17 protein-coding genes are annotated in these 22,401 nt (G+C 73.3%); 7 read left to right on the forward strand and 10 right to left on the reverse strand.

What is annotated here, in order from left to right; genetic code table 11:
- Positions 1-8 precede the first annotated feature (8 nt).
- Positions 9-2,204 (reverse strand): methylmalonyl-CoA mutase, encoded by a 2,196-nt coding sequence (gene scpA / locus ACIBW6_RS03180; protein WP_399055970.1) that lies wholly within the window; start codon positions 2,202-2,204, stop codon positions 9-11.
- Positions 2,201-4,015 (reverse strand): methylmalonyl-CoA mutase family protein, encoded by a 1,815-nt coding sequence (locus ACIBW6_RS03185; protein ID WP_399055972.1) that lies wholly within the window; start codon positions 4,013-4,015, stop codon positions 2,201-2,203. Before ACIBW6_RS03185 ends, scpA begins: the two co-directional genes overlap by 4 nt.
- Before the next feature lie 226 nt (positions 4,016-4,241).
- On the opposite strand from ACIBW6_RS03185, the gene ACIBW6_RS03190 reads away from it, so the two are divergent.
- Positions 4,242-7,622 carry a CARDB domain-containing protein gene (locus tag ACIBW6_RS03190; RefSeq protein ID WP_399055974.1) on the forward strand — a complete coding sequence of 1,127 codons (3,381 nt, stop codon included), beginning with the start codon at positions 4,242-4,244 and terminating at the stop codon, positions 7,620-7,622.
- Between the two features lie 141 nt (positions 7,623-7,763).
- Positions 7,764-8,327, forward strand: a complete 564-nt coding sequence (locus ACIBW6_RS03195) for a DUF664 domain-containing protein (RefSeq protein ID WP_399055976.1) — start codon at positions 7,764-7,766, stop codon at positions 8,325-8,327.
- A gap of 31 nt (positions 8,328-8,358) precedes the next feature.
- Here the strand turns inward: ACIBW6_RS03195 and ACIBW6_RS03200 are convergent, their stop codons facing one another.
- Together ACIBW6_RS03200 and ACIBW6_RS03205 are read right to left on the reverse strand one after the other, a co-directional pair.
- Complete coding sequence (locus ACIBW6_RS03200) at positions 8,359-11,034, reverse strand: alpha-L-rhamnosidase C-terminal domain-containing protein (protein ID WP_399055978.1); 2,676 nt, start codon at positions 11,032-11,034, stop codon at positions 8,359-8,361.
- A gap of 175 nt (positions 11,035-11,209) precedes the next feature.
- Positions 11,210-11,584, reverse strand: a complete 375-nt coding sequence (locus tag ACIBW6_RS03205) for a PPOX class F420-dependent oxidoreductase (RefSeq protein ID WP_399056413.1) — start codon at positions 11,582-11,584, stop codon at positions 11,210-11,212.
- Positions 11,585-11,779: 195 nt separating this feature from the next.
- Between ACIBW6_RS03205 and ACIBW6_RS03210 the strand changes: the two genes are divergently transcribed.
- The gene (locus ACIBW6_RS03210) at positions 11,780-12,013 is read left to right on the forward strand and encodes a hypothetical protein (RefSeq protein WP_399055980.1); all 234 of its coding nucleotides are present in this window, start codon (positions 11,780-11,782) and stop codon (positions 12,011-12,013) included.
- 70 nt (positions 12,014-12,083) lie between these two features.
- Here ACIBW6_RS03210 and ACIBW6_RS03215 read toward each other — a convergent pair whose 3' ends face one another.
- From ACIBW6_RS03215 to ACIBW6_RS03230, 4 genes are all read right to left on the reverse strand, one after another.
- Positions 12,084-12,470, reverse strand: a complete 387-nt coding sequence (locus ACIBW6_RS03215; RefSeq protein ID WP_399055982.1) for a hypothetical protein — start codon at positions 12,468-12,470, stop codon at positions 12,084-12,086.
- Between the two features lie 65 nt (positions 12,471-12,535).
- Positions 12,536-13,504, reverse strand: coding sequence for an LLM class F420-dependent oxidoreductase (locus tag ACIBW6_RS03220; protein ID WP_399055984.1), 969 nt, complete (start codon positions 13,502-13,504; stop codon positions 12,536-12,538).
- A 42-nt stretch (positions 13,505-13,546) separates the two neighbouring features.
- The gene (locus ACIBW6_RS03225; RefSeq protein ID WP_399055986.1) at positions 13,547-14,128 is read right to left on the reverse strand and encodes a DUF6328 family protein; all 582 of its coding nucleotides are present in this window, start codon (positions 14,126-14,128) and stop codon (positions 13,547-13,549) included.
- Entirely contained in the window at positions 14,116-16,494 is a 2,379-nt protein-coding gene (locus ACIBW6_RS03230; RefSeq protein WP_399055988.1) for a phosphoketolase, read from the reverse strand. Before ACIBW6_RS03230 ends, ACIBW6_RS03225 begins: the two co-directional genes overlap by 13 nt.
- Before the next feature lie 315 nt (positions 16,495-16,809).
- On the opposite strand from ACIBW6_RS03230, the gene ACIBW6_RS03235 reads away from it, so the two are divergent.
- The 4 genes from ACIBW6_RS03235 to ACIBW6_RS03250 all read left to right on the forward strand — a co-directional run bounded on the left by ACIBW6_RS03235 (position 16,810) and on the right by ACIBW6_RS03250 (position 18,581).
- Complete coding sequence (locus ACIBW6_RS03235; RefSeq protein ID WP_399055990.1) at positions 16,810-17,385, forward strand: cysteine hydrolase family protein; 576 nt, start codon at positions 16,810-16,812, stop codon at positions 17,383-17,385.
- A gap of 113 nt (positions 17,386-17,498) precedes the next feature.
- Entirely contained in the window at positions 17,499-17,756 is a 258-nt protein-coding gene (locus tag ACIBW6_RS03240; protein WP_399055992.1) for a WhiB family transcriptional regulator, read from the forward strand.
- A gap of 112 nt (positions 17,757-17,868) precedes the next feature.
- Positions 17,869-18,147, forward strand: coding sequence for a hypothetical protein (locus ACIBW6_RS03245; RefSeq protein WP_399055994.1), 279 nt, complete (start codon positions 17,869-17,871; stop codon positions 18,145-18,147).
- A gap of 35 nt (positions 18,148-18,182) precedes the next feature.
- Positions 18,183-18,581, forward strand: coding sequence for a VOC family protein (locus ACIBW6_RS03250; protein ID WP_399055996.1), 399 nt, complete (start codon positions 18,183-18,185; stop codon positions 18,579-18,581).
- A gap of 56 nt (positions 18,582-18,637) precedes the next feature.
- On the opposite strand, the gene ACIBW6_RS03255 is transcribed toward ACIBW6_RS03250, so the two are convergent.
- Together ACIBW6_RS03255 and ACIBW6_RS03260 are read right to left on the reverse strand one after the other, a co-directional pair.
- Positions 18,638-20,353, reverse strand: a complete 1,716-nt coding sequence (locus tag ACIBW6_RS03255; protein WP_399055998.1) for a PP2C family protein-serine/threonine phosphatase — start codon at positions 20,351-20,353, stop codon at positions 18,638-18,640.
- Positions 20,354-20,620: 267 nt separating this feature from the next.
- A complete protein-coding gene (locus tag ACIBW6_RS03260; RefSeq protein WP_399056000.1) occupies positions 20,621-21,943 on the reverse strand; it encodes a glycoside hydrolase family 18 protein in 1,323 nt (440 codons plus the stop codon).
- Between the last annotated feature and the right edge of the window lie 458 nt (positions 21,944-22,401).

Raw genomic sequence — 22,401 nt, forward strand, 5'->3', positions numbered from 1 at the left:
TCACCGGCTCACAGGTCGGCGACCGGAGCGTGGCCCAGGTCGGCCGCGAGGCGTTCCACCAGGTCGCGCGCGGCGTCCGGGATGACCGTGCCGGGCGGGAAGACCGCGGCGGCGCCCATCTCCCGGAGCGTGGCGACGTCCTGCGGCGGGATCACCCCGCCCACCACGATCATGATGTCCTCGCGCCCCTCGTCGGCGAGCGCCTCGTGCAGCGCCGGTACGAGGGTGAGGTGCCCGGCGGCCAGCGACGACACCCCGACGATGTGCACGTCCGCCTCGACGGCCTGCCGCGCCACCTCGCCCGGGGTCTGGAACAGCGGGCCGACGTCCACGTCGAAGCCCAGGTCGGCGAAGGCGGTCGCGATCACCTTCTGGCCGCGGTCGTGGCCGTCCTGGCCCATCTTGGCGACCAGGATGCGCGGGCGGCGGCCCTCGGCCTCGGCGAACGCGTCGACCCGGGCGCGGGTGCGGTCCACCGAGGGGGACTCGCCTGCTTCGTTGCGGTACACGCCGGAGATCGTACGGATCTGGCCCGCGTGCCGCCCGTACACCTGCTCCAGGGCGTCGGAGATCTCCCCGACGGTCGCCTTCGCGCGCGCCGCGTCCACGGCGAGTTCGAGCAGGTTGCCCTCGCCGCCGGCCGCCCGGGTGAGGGCGGCGAGCGCGTCCTGGCACGCGGTCTCGTCGCGCTCCGCGCGCAGCCGGCGCAGCTTGGCGATCTGCTGGGCCCGCACCGAGGAGTTGTCGACGGCCCGGACATCGATCTGCTCGTCGGAGTCCACCCGGTACTTGTTGACCCCGATGACCGGCTGCCGGCCGGAGTCGATCCGCGCCTGGGTGCGCGCCGCGGCCTCCTCGATGCGCAGCTTCGGGATGCCCGCGTCGATCGCCTTGGCCATGCCGCCGGCCGCCTCGACCTCCTGGATGTGCGCCCAGGCGCGCCGGGCCAGGTCGTACGTCAGCTTCTCCACGTACGCGCTGCCGCCCCACGGGTCGATCACCCGGGTCGTCCCCGACTCCTGCTGGAGCAGCAGCTGGGTGTTGCGGGCGATGCGCGCGGAGAAGTCGGTGGGCAGCGCGAGCGCCTCGTCGAGCGCGTTCGTGTGCAGCGACTGGGTGTGCCCCTGGGTGGCCGCCATCGCCTCCACACACGTGCGGGTGACGTTGTTGAAGACGTCCTGCGCGGTCAGCGACCAGCCGGAGGTCTGCGAATGGGTGCGCAGGGAGAGGGACTTGGCGTTCTTCGGGTCGAACTGCCCGACGAGCTTCGCCCACAGCAGCCGCGCGGCGCGCAGCTTGGCGACCTCCATGAAGAAGTTCATCCCGATCGCCCAGAAGAACGACAGCCGCGGCGCGAACGCGTCCACGTCCAGGCCCGCCTCGCGGCCCGCCCGGATGTACTCGACGCCGTCCGCGAGGGTGTAGGCCAGCTCCAGGTCGGCCGTCGCGCCCGCCTCCTGGATGTGGTAGCCGGAGATGGAGATCGAGTTGTAGCGGGGCATCCGCTGCGAGGTGTACGCGAAGATGTCGGAGATGATCCGCATCGACGGCTTCGGCGGATAGATGTAGGTGTTGCGGACCATGAACTCCTTGAGGATGTCGTTCTGGATGGTCCCGGCCAGCTTCTCGGCGGGCACCCCCTGCTCCTCCGCCGCGACGATGTACAGCGCCAGCACCGGCAGCACGGCGCCGTTCATCGTCATCGACACGGACATCTTGTCCAGCGGGATGCCGTCGAAGAGCTGGCGCATGTCGTAGATCGAGTCGATCGCGACGCCCGCCATGCCGACGTCGCCCGTGACGCGCGGGTGGTCGCTGTCGTACCCGCGGTGCGTGGGCAGGTCGAAGGCGACCGACAGGCCCTTCTGCCCAGCCGCGAGGTTGCGCCGGTAGAAGGCGTTCGACTCCTCGGCCGTGGAGAAACCCGCGTACTGACGGATCGTCCAGGGCTGGTTCACGTACATCGTCGGGTACGGGCCGCGCAGGTACGGCGCGACCCCGGGGACGGTCTCCAGGAAGTCGAGGCCCTCCAGGTCCTGCCCGGTGTACAGGGGCTTGACCGTGATGCCCTCGGGTGTCTCCCAGCCCAGGTCGTCGCCGTCGGCGGCCCGCTTCACCGCGGCCCGCCACTCGTCGGCGCCGGCGTCCGGCGCCGGGGTCCCCAGCGCGATCGCGGAGAAGTCGGGGATGCGGGGCGCGGTCATCGGGACACTCCCATGCGGTCGAGCGTGGCGGAGAGCACGGACACGGCGTCACAGCCGGCGAACACGTAGGTGTCGACGCCGGCATGCGTCGCCGGGCGGCCCGCCAGGAACACGTGTCCGGCGCCGGCCGCCCGCAGCTCCCGCGCCGCGGTGGCGGCCTGCTCCTCGTAGAGGGCGTCGCTGGAACACAGGCACACGTCCCGCGCGCCACTCTCCTCGAACGTGCCCTCGGTGACGGCCTCGATGCCGCCCGCCTGGAACAGGTTGGCCGCGAAGGTGAGGCGGGCGGTGTGCGCGGCGGCCGGGCCGAGGGCGGCCAGGTACACGCGGGGCCGGGCGCCGGTCGCGGCGAGGTGGGCGTCGGCCCGGGCCCGCAGCGTCTCGAACGCCTCGTCCCGGCGGACCCGGGGCAGCCCGCCGGACGGCGGCGCGGGTGCCGGCTCGCGGACCAGCGGCTTCTCGGCCAGGTGCGGGAACTCGCTGACGCCGGTGACCGGTTCGCGCCGCGTGGCGAGCTTCCTGCTCCGTGCGGACCAGGTCGCGGCCAGCCGGTCCCCGACCAGGCCGCCGCGCAGGGCCGCCGCCTGGCCGCCCGCCCGCTCGATCTCCTGGAAGAACTCCCAGCCGGCGTGGGCCAGTTCGTCGGTCAGCCGCTCCACGTACCAGGACCCGCCCGCCGGGTCGATCACCCGGGCGAGGTGGGACTCCTCGACGAGGATGGTGGAGGTGTTGCGGGCGATCCGCCGGGCGAACGCGTCGGGCAGGCCCAGAGCGTGGTCGAAGGGGAGGACCGTCACGGCGTCCGCGCCGCCCACTCCGGCGGCCAGGGTCGCGATCGTGGTCCGCAGCATGTTCACCCACGGGTCGCGCCGGGTCATCATCACCGGCGAGGTGACGGCGTGCTGGAGCTGCGCGCCCGAGCGCGGTGCCCCGCACGCCTCGGCGACCCGGGCCCACAGCCGGCGCGCGGCCCGGAACTTGGCGACCGTGAGGAACTGGTCGGCGCCCGCGGCGTAGCGGAACTCCAGGTGCGCGAGCGCCTCTTCGACGCTCAGCCCCGCCTCGGTCAGGGTGCGCAGGTAGGCGACGCCGGTGGCGAGCGAGCAGCCCAGCTCCTGCGCGGCCGAACCGCCGGCCTCGTGGTACGGGAGCGCGTCCACGGTCAGGGCGCGCAGCCCCGGGTACCGGCCGGTGCACAGCCGCGCCAGCTCGGCCGCCTGCGCGCTGTCGTACGGCTGACCGGTGCGGGCCTCGTGGCCGAGCGGGTCGGCGCCGAGGTTGCCCCGGGCCGCGTCGGGGGCGACGCCCTTCTCCTCGTACAGCCGCAGCAGTGCGCGCGCGGCGGCGTCGGTCCCGGCGCCCGCGTCGAGCACGACGGCGGCGAGGTCGAGGTAGACGCCGTCGAGCGCGGCGGCGAGGGCGGCGGCGGGGGAGCCGGTGGTGTCGTCGACCGTCAGCCACAGGGACGTGACGCCGTTCTCCAGGTCGGTGAGGACGGCGGCGGAGTCGGCGACGGTGTGCCGCTGGCGTACGTCCCACCCGCCCGCGGTGTTCCCCGCGGCGCGGCCGCCGCGGACGAAGGGGGCGAAGCCGGGCAGGCCGGCGGGGGGAGCGTCGTCGCGGGCTGTGTACAAGGGGCGGGCGCGCAGCCCGTCCTCCAGCGCGGTGGACAGGGCGTCTTCCGCTCCGTCGGCCGAGACTTCCTTGCCCGACTTGCGCAGCACACCCGCGACCAGGTGCTGCCACTGCTCGTGTGTCGCGTCAGGGAACTCGGCTGCCAGGGAGAGCCCGTCGTCAGGCAGGACCGTCATGCTCGGATGCTAGGCCAGATTCCCAGGTGAGCAGCAGATGGCGCGAGTGTGACCTTGTTTACCTTGCCTGGCGGGCGCCGAGCCTCTAGGCCGCGCCCGCGGTCCGCGCTCTCAGCAAAAGATGTCGCAACCGTTGACACGACTTGCTCGTGCATCGAATCTGTCCATCGAAAGTACGCAAAAAATTAACAGTGCAACTCAATACTTGGATGACGGGAGCGCGGTCATGACAGATATGTCAGGGGCACGTCATAGATGGCGATGGCTGGCCGGGGTGGTCACGGCGGGGCTGCTGGCCGTCGGCATGGTGCCCGCGGCGGCGCAGGCCGCCGCGGAACAGAACGTGGCGCTCGGCAGGCCCGCCACGGCAGGCGGCACGCACGACGGCTACCCGGCGGGCAACGTCACCGACGGCAGCCAGGCCACCTACTGGGAGGGCCCGACCGGTTCGTTCCCCCAGTGGGTCCAGATCGACCTGGGCCGCAACGTCGACGTCGACGGCGTGGTCCTCAAGCTCCCCGCCTCCTGGGAGGCGCGCACCGAGACCGTCGCCGTCCAGGGCAGCGCCGACGGCCGGGACTTCACGACGCTGGCCGCCGCGGCGAAGCGGTCCTTCACCCCCGGCTCCGGCAACAGCGTGAGCGTCGGCGTCACCGGGACGACCCGCTACGTACGCGTGCAGATCAGCGACAACACCGGCTGGAACGCCGCGCAGCTCTCCGAGGTCGAGGTCCGCGGCGAGGCCGGGGACGGCGGCCCGCAGGACCCGCCGCCGGCCGGCACCAACCTCGCGCTGCGCAAGCCGATCGAGGCGACGTCGACGACCCAGAACTACCTCGCGCCCAACGCCAACGACGGCAGCACGGACACCTATTGGGAGGCGAGCGGCCCGTCGTCCGCGCTGACCGTCAAGCTCGGCTCCGACGCCGACCTCACCGGGGTCGTCCTGAAGCTCAATCCGAACGCCGCCTGGAGCACCCGCACCCAGACCCTCCAGGTCCTCGGCCGCAAGTCCGGCGCCACCGACTTCACCTCGCTGAAGGACCGGGCCACCTACACCTTCGACCCGGCGGCGAACCAGAACACCGTCACGATCCCCGTCAGCGGCCGCTGGGCCGACGTACGGCTGCAGTTCTCCGGCAACAGCGGAGCGGGCGGCGGACAGGTCGCCGAGTTCCAGGTCGTCGGCTCGGCCGCGCCCGCCCCCGACCTGACCGTGACCGGACTGACCTGGTCGCCCACGGCACCCTCCGAGGCGGACGAGGTCACCGTCGAGGCGACGGTCCGCAACGCCGGAACGGCGGCCTCGCCCGCCACCACCGTGAACGTCAGTCTCGAAGGCACGGTCGCCGGCAGCGCCTCCGTCGGCGCCCTGGCCGCCGGCGCGTCCGCGAAGGTGCCGGTCAAGGTCGGCACCCGGCCGCGCGGCAGCTACAGCGTCTCCGCCGTCGTCGACCCGACGGACGCCGTGGCCGAGCTGGACAACTCCAACAACAGCCGCAACGCCGACACGAAGCTGGTCGTCGCCCAGGCACCCGGACCGGACCTGGCCGTCACCGGCATCACCACCAGCCCCGCCAACCCGGCCGTCGGCGCCAAGGTCACCTTCACCGTCACCGTGGCCAACCGCGGCACCAGCGCGGCGCCCGCCGGCACCGTCACCCGGCTCACCGTCGGCGGCGCCACCCTGACCGGGACGGCGGACGCCATCGCCGCGGGCGCCTCGGCGAGCGTGGCGATCGGCGGCAGCTGGACCGCCACGAACGGCGGAGCGGCCCTCACCGCGACCGCCGACTCCACCGACAAGGTCACCGAGACGAACGAGAACAACAACACCTTCGCCCGGACCCTGGTGGTCGGACGCGGCGCGGCCGTGCCCTACACCGAGTACGAGGCGGAGGACGGCCAGACCAACGGCACCCTGCTCACCTCCGACGCCCAGCGCACCTTCGGCCACACCAACTTCGCCACCGAGTCCTCCGGCCGCAAGTCGGTGCGGCTGAACTCCACCGGCCAGTACGTCGAGTTCACCTCGACCACGCCGTCGAACTCGATCGTCGTGCGCAACTCGATCCCCGACGCCGCCGCGGGCGGCGGCCAGGAGGCGACCCTCAGTCTCTACGCCGACGGGAAGTTCGTCCGCAAGCTCAACCTGTCGTCCAAGCACAGCTGGCTCTACGGCACCACCGACGACCCGGAGGGGCTGACCAACCGGCCCGGCGGCGACGCCCGCCGGCTCTTCGACGAGTCCCACGCCCTGCTCACCGAGACCTACCCCCAGGGCACCAAGTTCCGCCTCCAGCGCGACAGCGGTGACACCGCCTCCTTCTACATCGTCGACCTGGTCGACCTGGAGCAGGTCGCGGCGCCCGCGGCCAAGCCCGCCGAGTGCGTCTCCATCACCGAGTACGGAGCCGTGCCCAACGACGGCATCGACGACGCGGACGCCATCCAGCGCGCCGTGACGGCGGACCAGGCAGGCACGATCCCGTGCGTGTGGGTCCCGGCCGGCCAGTGGCGCCAGGAGAAGAAGATCCTCACCGACGACCCGCAGAACCGCGGCCAGTACAACCAGGTCGGCATCCGCGACGTCACCCTCAAGGGCGCCGGCATGTGGCACTCCCAGCTCTACTCGCTCATCGCGCCGCAGGACGCGGGCGGCATCAACCACCCGCACGAGGGCAACTTCGGCTTCGACATCGACGACAACACCAAGATCTCCGACATCGCCATCTTCGGCTCCGGCACGATCCGGGGCGGCGACGGCAACGCGGAGGGCGGCGTCGCGCTCAACGGCCGGTTCGGCAAGGACACGAAGATCACCAACGTCTGGATCGAGCACGCCAACGTGGGCGCCTGGGTCGGCCGCGACTACTCCAACATCCCCGAGCTGTGGGGCCCCGGCGACCGCGTCGAGTTCAACGGCGTCCGCATCCGCGACACCTACGCCGACGGCGTCAACTTCGCCAACGGCACCCGCAACTCGACCGTCTACAACTCCTCGTTCCGCAACACCGGCGACGACGCCATGGCCGTCTGGGCCAGCAAGTACGTGAAGGACACGTCGGTCGACGTCGGCCACGACAACCACTTCCGCAACAACACCGTCCAACTGCCCTGGCGGGCCAACGGCATCGCGGTCTACGGCGGCTACGGCAACAGCATCGAGAACAACCTGGTCTCGGACACCATGAACTACCCCGGGATCATGCTCGCCACCGACCACGACCCGCTGCCGTTCTCCGGCACCACGCTGATCGCCAACAACGGGCTGTACCGCACCGGCGGAGCCTTCTGGAACGAGGACCAGGAGTTCGGCGCGATCACCCTGTTCGCGCAGGGCCAGCCCATCCCGGGCGTCACCATCCGCGACACCGACATCCGCGACTCCACCTACGACGGCATCCAGTTCAAGACGGGCGGCGGTGAGATGCCCGGCGTCCAGATCAGCAACGTGACCATCGACAAGTCGAACAACGGCTCCGGCATCCTCGCCATGTCCGGCGCCCGCGGCAGCGCCACGCTGACCGGCGTCACCATCACCAACTCGGCCCAGGGCGACATCCTGACCGAGCCCGGCTCACAGTTCGTCATCAAGCAGGGCTGATCCCGGCCCGTCCCGACCTTCGCCGCCGGCGTGACCGACGCCCCGCAGCACCACGCCGGCGGCGAAGCCCCATCACCGCGACCCCGCCGGTACGGCGTCCACCGGCAAAAGGTGTGGCGCCCGGGGCCGCCGCCGCCGACCATGGCCCGCATGAGCGACCACCCCGCACGCTGGACCCGCGCCACGATCCACCGCGACATGTGGGTCGACCCGGACGACGACCCCCGTGACGGCCCCGAGCCGGAGGGCGAACTCGCCACGCTTCAGGACTATCTCCGCGGCTACCGCGCCACCCTGCGGATGAAGTGCGAAGGCCTCGACGCCGCGCAGCTCGCGCGCCGGTCGGTGCCACCGTCCACGATGTCCCTGCTCGGCCTGGTCCGGCACCTGGCCGAGGTGGAACGGGACTGGCGCAACTGGATCACCGAAGGCGAGCCGCAGGCGAAGCTGTACGGCGCCCGCGACGCGGACTTCGACGGAGCCGTCGCCGACCTGGCGGTCGTCGAAACCTCCTTCGCCGACCTGGAGCGCGAGCAGGCCGCCACCGACGCGGCCTTCGCCGCCCACCCCGACCTCGGCGAACGGCTGGGCAAGGACGGCGTCGCGGTCCGCAGCCTGCTGGTGCACCGCATCGAGGAGTACGCCCGCCACTGCGGACACGCGGACCTGCTGCGCGAGTGCGTCGACGGCAGGGTGGGCCAGTAGCGGCCCTGCCCCGAGATCCGCCGCCCCCTCCTCAGTCCCCGCGTTCGGCCGTGAACGAGTGCGTCCCCCCGCCGAGGGCGGAGATCTCGACCCGGCCGTCGGTGACCCGCACGTCGTCGCCCGAGGCGCGCCGGCCGTCCCACAGGGTCCGGCGGCCCCGGCGCACGCGCAGCCGTCCCGGCTCGCCGGGCAGGGCCAATGCGCCGCGCGTCCCGTGCGGCACCTGGACGGTCACCGAGAACGCCGGGCGCGCCGACCGCGCGTGCTCCCACGCGACGGTCAACGGGCCGTGCGGCGTGGGGAGACGGCCCTGGGCCCACTCGACGTCGCCGGGGTTCGGGCGCACCAGCCAGGTGGCGTACCCGGGCGAGAGCGGCCGGGCGCCGAGGAGCTGGTGGGTGAGCGCGGGCAGCACCCCCGTCGACCAGCCGTGCGCCATGCTCGTGTACGCGTCCTCGTACGGCGAGCCGTCCGGGCCGATGCCCTCCCAGTGGGTGATCCCGGGGTCGTGCCGGTCCATCCAGCCGTACGTGCGCCGGATCTGGTCGAGCGCGGAGTCCGCCCGGTGCGTCTCGAACCGGGCGACGATCTCCGGGTAGGACGTGAACGCGTACACGCGCTGCGACGCCCCGTCGAAGATCGTGTCGTTGTCCATGAAGGCGTTCCCGTAGGGCCGCCGGGTCGTGGCGTCCAGGTGGGCGAGGGCCGAGGCCGCCCGCTGGGAGCCGGCGACCCCCGCGGTGACGGCGATGGCGTTGCCGTCCTGGGCGTGGCGCACCGGGCCCGTCCCGGAGTCCAGATAGGCGCCCGCCGCCTCGTCCCACAGCAGCGCGTTGACCGCGGCGGCGACCTTCGTGGCCCGCTCCTCCCAGCGCTCCGCGTCCTCGTCGTGCCCCAAGAAGCGGGCGAGGCGGGCACCGTCGCGCAGCGCCTGCACGTAGTTGACGTTGTAGTACGTGACGCGTCCCGTGCGGCCGAGGAAGGCGTAGTCCCCGTACCCGCCGGTGTTGGCCAGCCCCTTGCTGAGCAGACCGGCGTCGTCGGTGACGCTCGGGTACCAGGTGTCGAGCACCTTCAGGAGGTGCGGGTGGTAGCGCGTGGCGTAGGCCCGGTCGCCGGTGTACAGGACGTAGTCCCAGCCGCACGTCACCCACCACAGCGGATAGTCGAAGAGCGGCAGCGTGTAGCCGTTGATCGAGGCAGGCGGGATCCAGCCGTCGGCCCGCTGGTGGTCGGCGAGGTCGGCGAGGACGTTGCGGGCGGCCTCCGCCGCGTCGTCGTGCGTGAGGTACAGGGTGCGCGCCGACACGGCCAGGTCGCCGACGTACGGGTCGCGGTCGCGCTTGGGCCCGTCGTGCAGGACAAGGCGGCCCTCCAGGGAGGCGCTCCAGGCGTCGCGCGGATCGACGTCGTCGCGCCGGAAGACGTCGGTGACCAGCTCGTTCGTGTACGAGGCCCCGTACCAGTAGCGGTTCAGGTCGTCGTCCGAGCACAGGAACCAGCCGCGGTACGTGCCCGGGGTGCCGAGGTAGGCGGTGAACTCCAGGCTCACCGCGTCGATCTCGACCGTGCCCCAGGGCTGCGCGGCCGGGGCGTCCGAGGCGAGCGCATCCAGGGTGATCTTGAGGTAGCGGAAGCCGTGCAGCCCGTCGGCGAAGACCTTGTCGCCGGCCTGGAAGCCCTTGCGGTCGAGCCAGTCGGCACCCTTGGCCGGCACGGCGAACTGGTCGGTGCCCCGGCCCGCGCCGCCCGCCTGGTCGGAGCGGGTGAAGTCGCTGCGGTCGGTAAGGAACTGGAGCGTCTCGGAGAACGCGACCCGCACGCCGGGGGAGTCGTCCGAGGCGGCGGCGAAGCGGATCCGCGGATGTCCGACGACGACCTTGCCGAAGTCCACGGTCACACTGGGCGGTTCGACCGCGTCGACGGCCTCGGGCCACACCTCGCTGACCCGGGTGAACGCACCCTGCGGGGTGTCCTGTACACCCGTCACCGTGAGGCGGACCCGGGAGGCGCGCAGTGGCGTGGAGAAGGGCACCGGACGGTGTATGACATCGTTGTCGGAGCAGGTGGCGGCCCGGTGCCAGGCATCGTCGTACCAGACGTCGACGGTGAAGTCGGTGGGGACGCCGTCGGGGTGGGAGACGACCGTGATGCCGGACAGGGGCTGCTCGGCGGGGAGCGTCAGGGTGAGGACGTCGGGAAAGGCGCCCTGCGTGTCGTCGTTCCAGAACGTGTCGGGGTCGCCGTCGACGGTGTGGGACGCGTCGTACGTCCGGGGCTGCCCGTCGCCGCCGTTGTTGCCCGCGTGCGTGGACGAGGCCTGGGCGGTCGTCCCCTCGGGCCAGCGCGGGGCCGGGGCCGGGCGCGGGCGGCGCAGCACCGTCACGCCGCCGCCCGCCTTGAGGAGGGCCTCGGGGCGGGTGACGTCGCCGCGGGAGGTCACGATGCGGACGGGGCGCACGCTGCGGGAGGAGGGAGCCTGGACGTAGCGCTGCCAGCCGGACCCCGGGCGCGGTGGCCTGGTGGCGGTGGACGGGGCGGCGGCCCGGTCCGTCTGCGCGGCGGACGCCGGTGGCGCGGCGGGGAGTCCGGCCGCCGTGAGGGCCGCGGCCCCGGCCCCCGCGGCGAGGACGGTGCGTCTGGCGGGGCCCGCGGCGGGGGCGTCCCCCGTGGTCCCGGCGTTCCCGGCTGGGCGGCTCGCGGTCATGGCGCCTCGCTTTTCGGTGACGTGAACGGATGTCGGCGGTGGGCGCAGAAGCCCCGGCCGCACGGGGCTGAAACGATTCATTCCTGGCGGCCGAGGCGACGGTATCCCAGGAGTCCGGCTCCGTACAGAGGTCGCGCGACCCGCGAGGAGACGCCGGGTCAGCCCTGACCGGGCGTCAGAACGTGACGGCGATGCCGATGTTCGGCTTCTTCGGCAGGTGCAGCAGCCGGGCGAACGCGTTGCCGACCCGGGACAGCAGGTACCTGCGGCCCACCGCGGCCTCGGCGGCCTTCGTGCCCGCGGCGTCGAGCAGCCGCGCGCTCCCGCTGAGCGTGGCGGCGCCCGGAGCGGTCCGGCCGCGCAGGTCGCAGGCGGTGACCGTGACGGCGCCGTTGTTCCGGATCCGCTTGACCTTCCAGGAGTCCGCGGCGGTGATGACGAGCAGTTCGTGCTCGTCGCGCACCACGTGCCAGACGGGGGTGGGGACCGGTGTCCCGTCCTTGCGGTACGTCGTGAGGCTGATGTACTTGCTGCGGCGGATCTCGTCCATGGCTGACACGCCGGGAGTCTATCGGCGCCGGCCCGGACCCGGCCGCCCCCGCCCTGCGTCCCCGCACGGACACCGGCCGTCGCCGGCACGTTTCGGTGGCCCCGGCCCCGGTACCCAGAGCGCGTCCGCGACTGTGCCCGGTGCGGCCGTTCGCTGCGCGTGCGCCGTCCCGGGTGACGAAGAATGGAGGCTGCTGTGACTGACTATCGGAGCGAGGACCCGGGTGAGAGTGGGGCCCCGGTCCCCCGGGACCTGCCCGACCAGCAGGCCGGCGCGGACGCGGCGCCCGACGAGGGCACCGCGCACGAGCAGGCCGGGCCCGCGGACGACGTGCCCGACACGGACGAGGCGGGGACACGGCGCCGCGGCGCCGAGGGATCGGACACCGTCCACCCCGAGCACCCGGACCCGGACGAGTCGCCGGCCTGAACCCCCGGGCACACCACGGGCCCGCGGCGCGCTCACGTGGAGCGGCGGCGGGCCCGGTGCACGGCGGTGGTCAGCGCGGGGTGAGCGTGAACTGGCTGTCCAGCTCCTGGTCGCCGGAGGCCGATCCGGCGTCCTCGACCCCGTAGGCCCGGGAGAGCGACTCACGGACGGCGGTGACCTCGTGCGGCACCCCCTGGGCGTTCACGGAGACGCTGCCCTCGATGGCGTTGTCGCCGGCGGAGCCGGACCCGCCGGAGGCGGACGAGCCGGCGCTCACGTCCAGCTCCGCCGTCCACACCGTGGGCTGCTCGCCGGAGGCGTCGGAGCCGTTCTTGGTCGGGCCGCGGTCCGGGAACTCGGCGGTGAGGTGGGCGAGGACCCGCTCGGCGTCCGCGGCGGCGCAGTTGCTCAGGGTCACGGAGACGAGGGTGTGGTTGTCGTCGGCGGTGCTGTTCATGGAAGGTCTCCCGGAGGGGGTCGGAACTTATCTGGTCGTGGTCGGGGGGTGGGGGGTAAGGGGGCTTACAGCTCCTCGCGGAGCGCGGGCAGCAGCTCGTTCTCGGCCCAGGTGAAGAAGGCGTCCTGGTGGTCGCCGCCGATCTGGACGAGCGCCACCTCGGTGAACCCGGCCTCGGCGAAGGGGCGTACGGCCTCGACGAACTCCCCGACGTCGCTGCCGCACGGGACGGACTTGGCGACGTCCTCGGGCGTCACCAGTTCGGTCGCGCCCGCGAACGAGACGGGGTGCGGAAGCTCCGCGTTGACCCGCCAGCCGCCCGCGAACCAGCGGAACTGCTGGTGGGCGCGGGCGACGGCCGCCGACCGGTCCGGGTCGTAGCAGACCGGGAGCTGGCCCACGCGCGGCTTGCCCGCACCGCCCGCGCGGCCGAAGGCGTCGATCAGTTCGGCGCGGGGTTCGGTGGCGATGAGCAGGTCGGCGACGCGGCCCGCGAGGGCGCAGGAGGCCGGGCCCGACACGGCGACACCGATCGGGGGCGGCGTGTCCGGCCGGTCCCACAGGCGGGCCCGGTCGACCTCGTAGTGGCGGCCGCGGTGGGTGAGTTCCTCGCCGTCGAGGAGCGCGCGGATGATGGTGACGGCCTCCTCGAACTTCTCCAGGCGGACCGCGGGCGCCGGCCAGCCGCCGCCCACCACGTGCTCGTTCAGGTTCTCGCCGGAACCGAGGCCGAGGCGGAACCGCCCCTCGGACAGCAGCTGGAGGGTGGCCGCCTTCTGCGCGACGACCGCCGGGTGGTAGCGCGTGGTCGGGCACGTCACGTAGGTCATCAGCGGGATGTGCGAGGTCGCCTGCGCCGCGGCGCCGAGCACCGCCCAGGCGTAGGGGGAGTGGCCCTGTTCGGCCAGCCAGGGCGAGTAGTGGTCGGACGTGACGGAGAAGTCGAAGCCCGCCTGTTCCGCGGCCACGACGTGCCGCACCAGCTCTCGGGGTCCGGCTTGCTCGGTCATCATCGTGTAGCCGATCTGCACCATGGTCGTCGCCTCCTTGTCGGGGGGAATGGGCGGTGGGTGGGGTCAGTGCGGGGCGTCGTGCCCGTCGCCGCGGGGACCGGCACGGCCGGTGGCCTCGGCGGCCTCGGTGGGCGCCGTCGGTGCCGCCTCGGAGTGGCGGTGGCGGGCCCACGCCGGCAGCACGAACCAGCACAGGACGTACCAGGCGAGGACGCCCGCCACGAGGACCGGGGCCAGCGGGTCGTGCGTCGCCACGCGCAGGATCAGGAAGAGCGCCGAGGTCAGCGTGCACAGCAGCAGGACGAGCCCCACGAAGGTGAGGCGGGAGGCCCAGAGCACCGCCTGCGGCTTGATGCGCCGCCCTGCGACCTGCCGGTGGATGGCGACCGGGCCGATCAGCGCGCCCGTCGCCGCGGAGCCGAGGAGCACCGTGACGATGTAGATGGCCCGGTCGGTGTCGGAGAGCCCCGTGAACCGTGGGGTGAAGACCACGGTGAGCAGGAACCCGAAGAGGATCTGCACGCCGGTCAGAGCGACGCGCACCTCCTGTATGAGCTCTCCCCACTGCCGGTCCGCCCTCTCCTCGACCGTCTCCGAGCGGCCGCGCCGCGGCGTGGGACGGTCGCTCGCGGCTACCCCGGCCACTGCCACTCCGTGATCTCCGGCAGGTCCGTGCCGTGCTCCCGGATCCAGCGGTGGTGGCGGGTCCGGGCGTCGGCCATCCGCTGCCGGGTCGCGGCGGCCCGCACGGCGAGCCCGGGGACGCGGTCGATGACGTCCATGACGAGCCGGAACCGGTCGAGGTCGTTGCGCACGACCATGTCGAACGGCGTGGTCGTGGTGCCGGACTCCTTGTAGCCGCGGACGTGGAGGTTGTCATGACCGGCCCGCTTGTAGGTGAGCCGGTGGATGAGCCACGGGTAGCCGTGGTAGCCGAAGATGACCGGCTTGTCCGCGGTGAACAGGCCCTCGTACTCGGCGTCGCGCATGCCGTTGGGGTGCTCCCCGTCCGGCAGGAGCGTGGTCATGTCGACGACGTTCACGACGCGGACGGCCAGTTCGGGCAGGTGGCGGCGGAGCAGCGCCGCCGCCGCGAGGACCTCCTGCGTCGGCACGTCACCGGCGCAGGCGAGCACCACGTCGGGCCCCGCGCCGCTCTCCGTGCCCGCCCAGTCCCACACGCCGGCCCCGCGCGCGCAGTGGGCGCGGGCGTCGTCCAGCGAGAGCCAGTCGGGGCCGGGGTTCTTGCCCGCGACGATGACGTTGACGTGGTCGCGGCTGCGCAGCGCGGCGTCCGCCACCGTCAGCAGCGTGTTGGCGTCCGGGGGCAGGAAGACCCGGACGATGTGCGGGCTCTTGTTGAGCACATGGTCGATGAAGCCCGGGTCCTGGTGCGAGAAGCCGTTGTGGTCCTGACGCCACACGTGTGAGCTGAGCAGGTAGTTCAGCGAGGCGACCGGCGCGCGCCAGGGCAGCTCACCGGCCGTCTTGAGCCACTTGATGTGCTGGTTGACCATCGAGTCGACGATGTGCACGAAGGCTTCGTAGCAGGAGAAGAGGCCGTGCCGGCCGGTGAGGAGGTAGCCCTCCAGCCAGCCCTGGCACAGGTGCTCGGAGAGCACCTCCATCACCCGGCCGTGCGGGTCGAGGTCCTGGTCGACGGGGAGGAGCTTCTCCTGCCAGGCCTTGCCGCTGGCGCCGTAGACCGCCTGCAGCCGGTTCGACGCGGTCTCGTCCGGGCCGACGAGCCGGAAGTTGCGCTCGCGTGCCGTGTCCGCCATGAGCCGTTCGAGGTACTCGCCGAGCAGTCCGGTGGGGGAGTGCGCCGTGGCGCCGGGCTTGTCGAGCGGGACGGCGAGCTCCTCCAGCGGCGGCAGCGGCAGGGCCCGCAGCCGCAGCCCGCCGTTGGCGTACGGCGTGGCGCCGAGCCGCCGCGCGCCCTCGGGCACGCAGTCCAGCACCGGCCCGGCGGGCCGGCCCTCGGCGTCGAACAGCTCCTGCGGCCGGTACGAGCGCAGCCACCGCTCCAGCTGGGCGAGGTGCTCGGGGTTCTCCCTGACCTCCGGCAGCGGGACCTGGTGGGCGCGCCAGGTGTTCTCCACCGGCAGCCCGTCGACCTCCTCGGGGCCGGTCCAGCCCTTCGGGGTGCGCAGCACGATCATGGGCCAGCGCACGGGCGCCGCCGCCTCGCCGGTCCTGGCCGCGCGCTGGTGGTCGGTGATGAGGTCGAGCGCCTCGTCCAGGGTGCGGGCCAGGTCCTGGTGGACCTGGGCCGGGTCGTCGCCCTCGACGTACAGCGGCAGGTGTCCGTAGCCGCGCAGCAGGGAGTCGAGTTCGTCGCGCGGCATCCGGGCGAGCACGGTCGGGTTGGCGATCTTGTAGCCGTTCAGGTGCAGGATCGGCAGGACGGCGCCGTCGTGCACCGGGTCCAGGAAGCGGCCCGAGTGCCAGGACGCGGCCAGCGGGCCCGTCTCCGCCTCTCCGTCGCCGACCACGCAGGCCACCAGCAGGTTCGGGTGGTCGAAGGCGGCGCCGTAGGCGTGGGCGAGGGAGTAGCCGAGTTCGCCGCCCTCGTGGATCGAGCCCGGAACCTCGGGCGCCACGTGGCTGGGCACGCCGCCGGGGAACGAGAACTGCTTGAACAGCCGGGTCATGCCCGCCTCGTCGCGGCCCACGTCCGGATAGATCTCGCTGTAGCTGCCCTCCAGCCAGGCGTTGGCGAGGACCGCGGGACCGCCGTGGCCGGGCCCCCACACGCACAGGGCCTCCAGCTCCCGCTTCCTGATCACCCGGTTCAGATGGGTGTACACGAGGTTCAGGCCTGGCGAGGTGCCCCAGTGCCCCAGCAGCCGCGGCTTCACGTGCTCGGGACGCAGCGGCTCGCGCAACAGGGCGTTGGACATCAGATAGATCTGGCCGACGGCCAGGAAATTGGCGGCGCGCCAGTGCGCGTCCACCGCACGCAGCTCGTCGGCGCTCAGTACCGGGGCGTCGCGGTCGGCCGTAGTCATCTCATGCTCCAGAACCGTGTCGGCGGGCGTCATCGGGCGGATGCGGGGTGCGGGCGAGGCCGGCAGCCACGCTGCGTCGACGGGAGCCCGACCCTCCCCGCGTTCCCACACAAGCCGTCGCCACTCACCCTGTTTCCAGGTCGTCTCCCATCGTGACCTGCGCGGATGAGCGACGCATGTGCGGCGCGCCCGCACGTATCGCCCCGGTGGGCCCGGGGTACCCGGGGGCCGGTGCCGGTCCCGGGGGCCATGTGGCGGGAGGGCCGCACATGTGACCAGCCTGGGAGGGGCTCGTCCGCGAGGGAAAGAAGAACCATGGAACAGCAGCCGTCCGCCCTGATCGTCATCGACATGATCAACACGTACGACCATCCGGACGCCGACCAGCTCCTGCCCTCGGCCCAGAAGGTGGTCCCGGTCGTCTCCGGGCTGATCCGGCAGGCACGCGACGCCGGGGTCCCGGTGATCTACGTGAACGACAACTTCGGGCAGTGGCGCTCGCACCAGGGCGCCCTCGTCGACGCGGCGCTCGCGGGGCCGCACGCGGAGCTGGTGGAACCGCTCCAGCCCGACGACGAGGCGCTCTTCGTCCTGAAGGCCCGGCACTCCATCTTCTACGAGACGCCGCTGACCTATCTGCTGTGGGAGCTGGGCGTGCGCCAGGTGGTGCTGTGCGGCCAGGTCACCGAGCAGTGCGTCCTGTACTCGGCGCTGGACGCGCACATCCGGCACCTGGAGGTGACCGTGGTCTCCGATGCCGTGGCGCACATCCACGCCGAACTCGCCGACGCCGCGCTGGAGATGATGCGCCGGAACATGGGGGCGCGGATCGTCGCGGGCGCGGAGGTGACCTTCAGCGAGGAGGACGGCCGCGGCGGTCCGGGCCGGTAGACGGTCCACCGCCGCGGTGTTCGCCGCTCCATGAAGGTTCTGCCCGTTGCCTGTTGTCACTTCCGGGGATGTGGGTACCCGCGCGGTTTCCGCTACCAGAGAGGGAGTTGACCATGGAGTGGCTCGAGAGGGCGGCGTGCGTCGGGGAGGACCCGGAGCTGTTCTTCCCAGTGGGCAGCACCGGCCCCGCCCTGCTGGACGTCCACGAGGCGAAGACGGTCTGCCACCGGTGCCCGGTCATCGCGGAGTGCCTGGAGTACGCCCTGGAGACCGGCCAGACGACGGGCGTGTGGGGCGGCACGTCGGAGACCGAACGGACCCCGCTGCTCAAGGCCCACCGCCGGGCCCGCCGGCGCGCCCTCGCGGGCTGACGGGATGACCGGCACCCACCGGCCGCCTCCGGCGGTGCGCGGCGACGGGCCGCCCGACACGGGCTGCCCCGTCGCCGGCCGCGTGCCGCCGCGGCCGGGGATGATGGACCTCATGGACGCACCCCCCGAGGACGAGCTGCCGGAGCCCGCCGTTCGCGCCGAAGCGGCGCTGGCCCGGCTCCTCGCCCGCTATGAGGAGCGGATCGCGCAGGGCCGGCGCGCCGCCGCCCCCGACACGGAGCGGCTGGCCCGGCTCGTCGCCGAGCGGGAGGAGCTGCTCACCGACAGGGACCTCCTGGCCGGGCTGAGCGACGAGCAACTGCTCCAGGTGACGGCCATCTACGAGACGCGCGGCGACACCCTGGACTCCTCGCAGCCCGACGCCCAGTGACCGGGGCCCGCCGACGGCGGCCGTAGGCTCTACGCATGCTGAGACTCGGATACCCCGTCGTCGGCGTCACGGACCTGTCCCGGGCGGTCGCCTTCTGGACACGGGCGCTCGACCTGGTCGCCACCGAGGAGTGGGCGAGCGACACGTGGCGGACCCTGGAGCACGCCGACGGCTCCGGCCGGGCCCTGGCCCTCATGGTCAGTGCCTCGCCCGCGGAGCCGCGTCCCCGGCTCCACCTGGACCTCTTCACGGAGTCGCGCGCGGAGCAGGAGGCCGAGGTGGAGCGGCTGACCGGCCTCGGCGCCCGCGCCGTCGACTGGGACTCCTATCCGCCGGACCCGGACTTCGTCGTCCTCGCCGACCCCGACGACAACGTCTTCTGCGTCGTCGACCTGAGCCGCGCGCCCAGCGGCAGCGGCGGCCCGGCGAGCTGACGCGCCGACGGGCTCACGCGGCGTCACGGCGGGCCCCGGGACGTGGCGGCGCCCCGTCAGTCCGTCGCGATGCGGCGCAGGGCGAGCAGCGTGGCGTCGTCCGCGCGGTGCGGGCCGTCCAGCCGGGCGACCAGCCGCTCCGCGTAGTCCTGGAGGGCGTCGTGCCCGCTCCGCGGCACCGCCTCGGCCAGGCACTCCTCCGCGGCGGCGAGGAAGCGCCGGGTGTCCTCGTCCGGGTCGTGGTCGCGGCGCTCGGTCAGCCCGTCGGAGTAGATCAGCACGATGTCGCCGACCCGCAGATCGGTGGCGGCGGCGGTGTACGTCGCCCCCGGCAGGACGCCCAGGGTCAGACCGGGGCCGTCGACGGGGTCCGGCAGCTGCGTGGCACGGCCGTCCCGCAGCAGGACGGGGCGCGGGTGGCCGGCACACGTCCAGCGCAGCCGGGCGGGGCCGGGCTGGTAGCGGGCGATGACCGCCGTCGCGGTCGACTCGGTGCCGTCGGCGCAGGCCACCTCGTTGAGCCACTGCGTCAGCCGCTCCACGGGCTGCTCGGTGTAGGCGAGCCCGGCCAGGGCGTAGCGCAGCTTCGCCATGAGCGTGGCCGCCTCCAGGCCGTGGCCGCGCGCGTCCCCCAGCGCGATCAGCGGCTCGCCGTCGGGCAGCTTGCGGGCCTTGTACCAGTCGCCGCCGATCCGGGCCTCGCGGGCGTCGGGCCGGTAGACGGCGGCCGCGTCGAGCCCGTACGAGCCGAGTTCGTCCTGGAACTGGGGGATGACCGCCTGCCGCAGGACGTCGGCGACCTCCGTGACCGCCTCGACGCGTTCCAGCTGGCGGTGGGCCTCGCGCGCGGCGTACTCCGCCGTCTCGCGGCGCCTGCGCTCGGCCGTGACGTCGATGAGGACCGCCCGCAGCGCCCACACCAGGCTGCCCGGCGCGATCCGTACCGGTTCGGCCACCATGCGGAAGACCCGCTCCCCGGCGCCGGCGAGCCGCAGCCGGCACTCGGTCTTCCGCTTGCGCAGGATGACGTCGTACAGGGCCTGGTACAGCTGCGGCAGGGTGTCGGCCGTGACCGTGGCGGCGAGGTCGAAGAGGGTCGGCACCGGGGTGCCCCCGGGCAGGCCCAGCACCTCGTGGAACCGGCGGGAGGGCTCGACGTGGAGGTCGCCGAGGTTCCACTCCGCCCAGCAGGTCCGCACCAGTTGCTGCGCGGCGTCGGTCATCCGCCGGCGATGGCCGGGCTGCCAGGTGATGAGCAGGTGCTCGCCGCACGGCGCCACCCGCACCTCGTCGTTGAGCCGCACCGGGCACCGGGCGGTGCTGACGACCCACTCCACCGACTCGGGGCCCTGGGGTGTGCGGTCACGGTACGCGCGGGCCAGCATCGCGGGCACGGCGGTGTGGGCGAGCGCGGGGAAGTGGGCGAAGAGTGCGGCCGGGCCCGACCACAGCGGCAGCGCCGACTCGGGCAGCCGGCTGGCGCCGTACTCCCGGGCCGCCGCGTTCTGCCGGACGTAGAAGGCGTCCCGGACGGACCCGTCCTCCCCGATGAGCGGCTGGACCAGCACGGCGGGCAGCGGCAGGGCGTCGAGCACCTCGTGTCCCGTGGGATCGGAGGGGACCGGCGGCGGCACCGGGGCGCGTACCGGCGCGGAGCTCTGCTGGAGTTCGACGTAGGCCCGGATGCGTCGCCGCTGCGCGTCCAGCAGGGCGCGGATCGCCTGGAGTTCCAGGCGGGAGCGCGCGTCGCGTCGGGACGGTGCTTCGGCCATGTGTGCAGGACCTCCTGTACGGGGGCCTCGGGTGACGGGGCGGGCGCTGTCGACCACCCTCGGCGGCCGGGCCCTCGCGGGCCAGTCGGCCTGCGCCATGTGGCGGTGTCGCGGCTCCGGCCCGGCACGGCGGGCGGGGCGGGGACCGTCCGGTCCGCCGCCCCGCCCGTGTGTGTGCCGCCCGTACGGCCGGTCTCGGTGACTGGCCGCCCGGTCACCGAGACTGCCCGGTCACCGAGACTGCCCGGTCACCGAGACCGGCCGCTCTCAGTGACCGAGCGCGCGGTCCACGGTCCGCACCAGCTCACCGTCGGGCGTGTCGCCGTCGAGCGACCAGAACATCGCGCCGCCGAGCCCCTTCGCCCGGACGTACGCCGACTTCAGCCGCAGCACCTGCGGGTCGTCGTAGGTCCACAGGGTCGTGCCGTCGAACAGCCAGGCGTGGCCGCCGCGACGGTCCCGGTACAGCTTGTACGTGCCTGAATCCGCCCACGCCTTCAGCTCTTTGTAGTCCGCGTAGCCGTTGGCCCACTGGGCGGGCGCGGGGGCGGTCGCGGGCTGCCCGAGGCCGTCGCCGCCGCCGGTGACCCCGGTCCAGCCCTGCCCGTAGAACGGCATGCCGACGACGAGCTTGCGGGCGGGGGCGCCGCGGCGCAGCCAGGAGTCGACCGTGCCGTCGACGCTGAAGTCGTCCCGGGCGTACAGGGCCGACTGCTGCGCGGTGGTCTTCTCCCCGCTCACGTGGAAGTCGTAGCCCTGGAGGTTGACGAAGTCGAAGTCCTTCATGACCTTGCGGACCTCGTAACCCGCGTCGATCTTCGCGGGGGCCGTCGGCACGAACGCGGAGAGCTCGTAGTGCTTGTGCCGCGTCCGGCCGTACGCGTCAAGCTGCGCGCGGAACTCGGCGACCAGCGCGGTGAAGTTCCGCTTGTCCTCCGGGCGGTACACGGTGTCGGTGTCGCCCTCGGAGCCCGGCCACTCCCAGTCGATGTCGATGCCGTCGAAGACTCCGGCCGCCGCGCCCCGGCCGCCGCGGGCGCCGTCCTGGGGGAGGTTGCCCTTGATGTACAGGTCGATGCAGGAGGAGACGAACGCCTTGCGGGAGGCGGGGGTGCGGGCCGCGTCCGAGAAGTGCGTGGACCATGACCAGCCGCCGAGCGAGATCATGGCTTTCAGGCGCGGGTTCTTCGCCTTCAGTTCGCGCAGCTGGTTGAAGTTGCCGGCGAGGGCCTGGGTGTCGGTGTCCGCGACGCCGTCGACGGAGTTCTCCGCGTCGAGCGGGCGCTGGTAGTCGGCCCAGGGGTCGGACTCGCCCGGCACGTTGCCCATCAGGCAGGTGCCGTCCGGACTCGCGTTGCCGAACGCGTAGTTGAGGTGCGTGAGGCGGGCCGCGGCGCCGCTCTTCTGCAGGTCCTGGACCTGGAAGTCCCGTCCGTAGACGCCCCATTGGGTGAAGTACCCGACGCGCCGCACGGAGTCGTGGCCGCCCCCGTGGGCCGCGGCGGCGGGCGCGAAGGCGCCGAGCAGGGAGAGGGAGCTGACGGCGACAGCCGCCCGGATGAGAAGTCTTCGGCGCGGGCTCGCGGGCATGGGCGGGCTCATTCCTGTGAGGCGGCGGTCGGCCGTGGTGCGGGAGAACGGGCGTGCACGCAGGCGAAGTTATTGGTCTGGACCAAAACGGTCAAGAGGGTGGGACGCCTTGCGCGGGCGATGACCTCCGCGTACGGGTGCTGCCCCACTCACCTCCGAGGCTGCGGCGAAGCCGCATGCCTTGAGGGGAGCGGGGAACGGCGCGAGAAGCCCCACCGGCCGGCGGGGACGAGGGACCGCCTCGACCGGACCGTCGGCGGCGTCGGCGGCGTCGGCGGCGTCGCGCAGCGCACCGGCTGGGGGCCGCCGGAGCAGATCCGGGCCTGCGGGCGTCCAGGGCCCGGGCCCCGGACACCCGCAGGCCCCCCCCCCCCCCCCCGGCGGCGGGGGGGGGGGGGGCCCGGGGGGCCCCCCCGGGCGCGCGGCGCGCCCGGCGCCGCGGCGCCCCCCGCCGCGCT

The sequence above is a fragment of the Streptomyces sp. NPDC049813 genome (assembly GCF_044465085.1).
GTDB lineage: Bacteria > Actinomycetota > Actinomycetes > Streptomycetales > Streptomycetaceae > Streptomyces.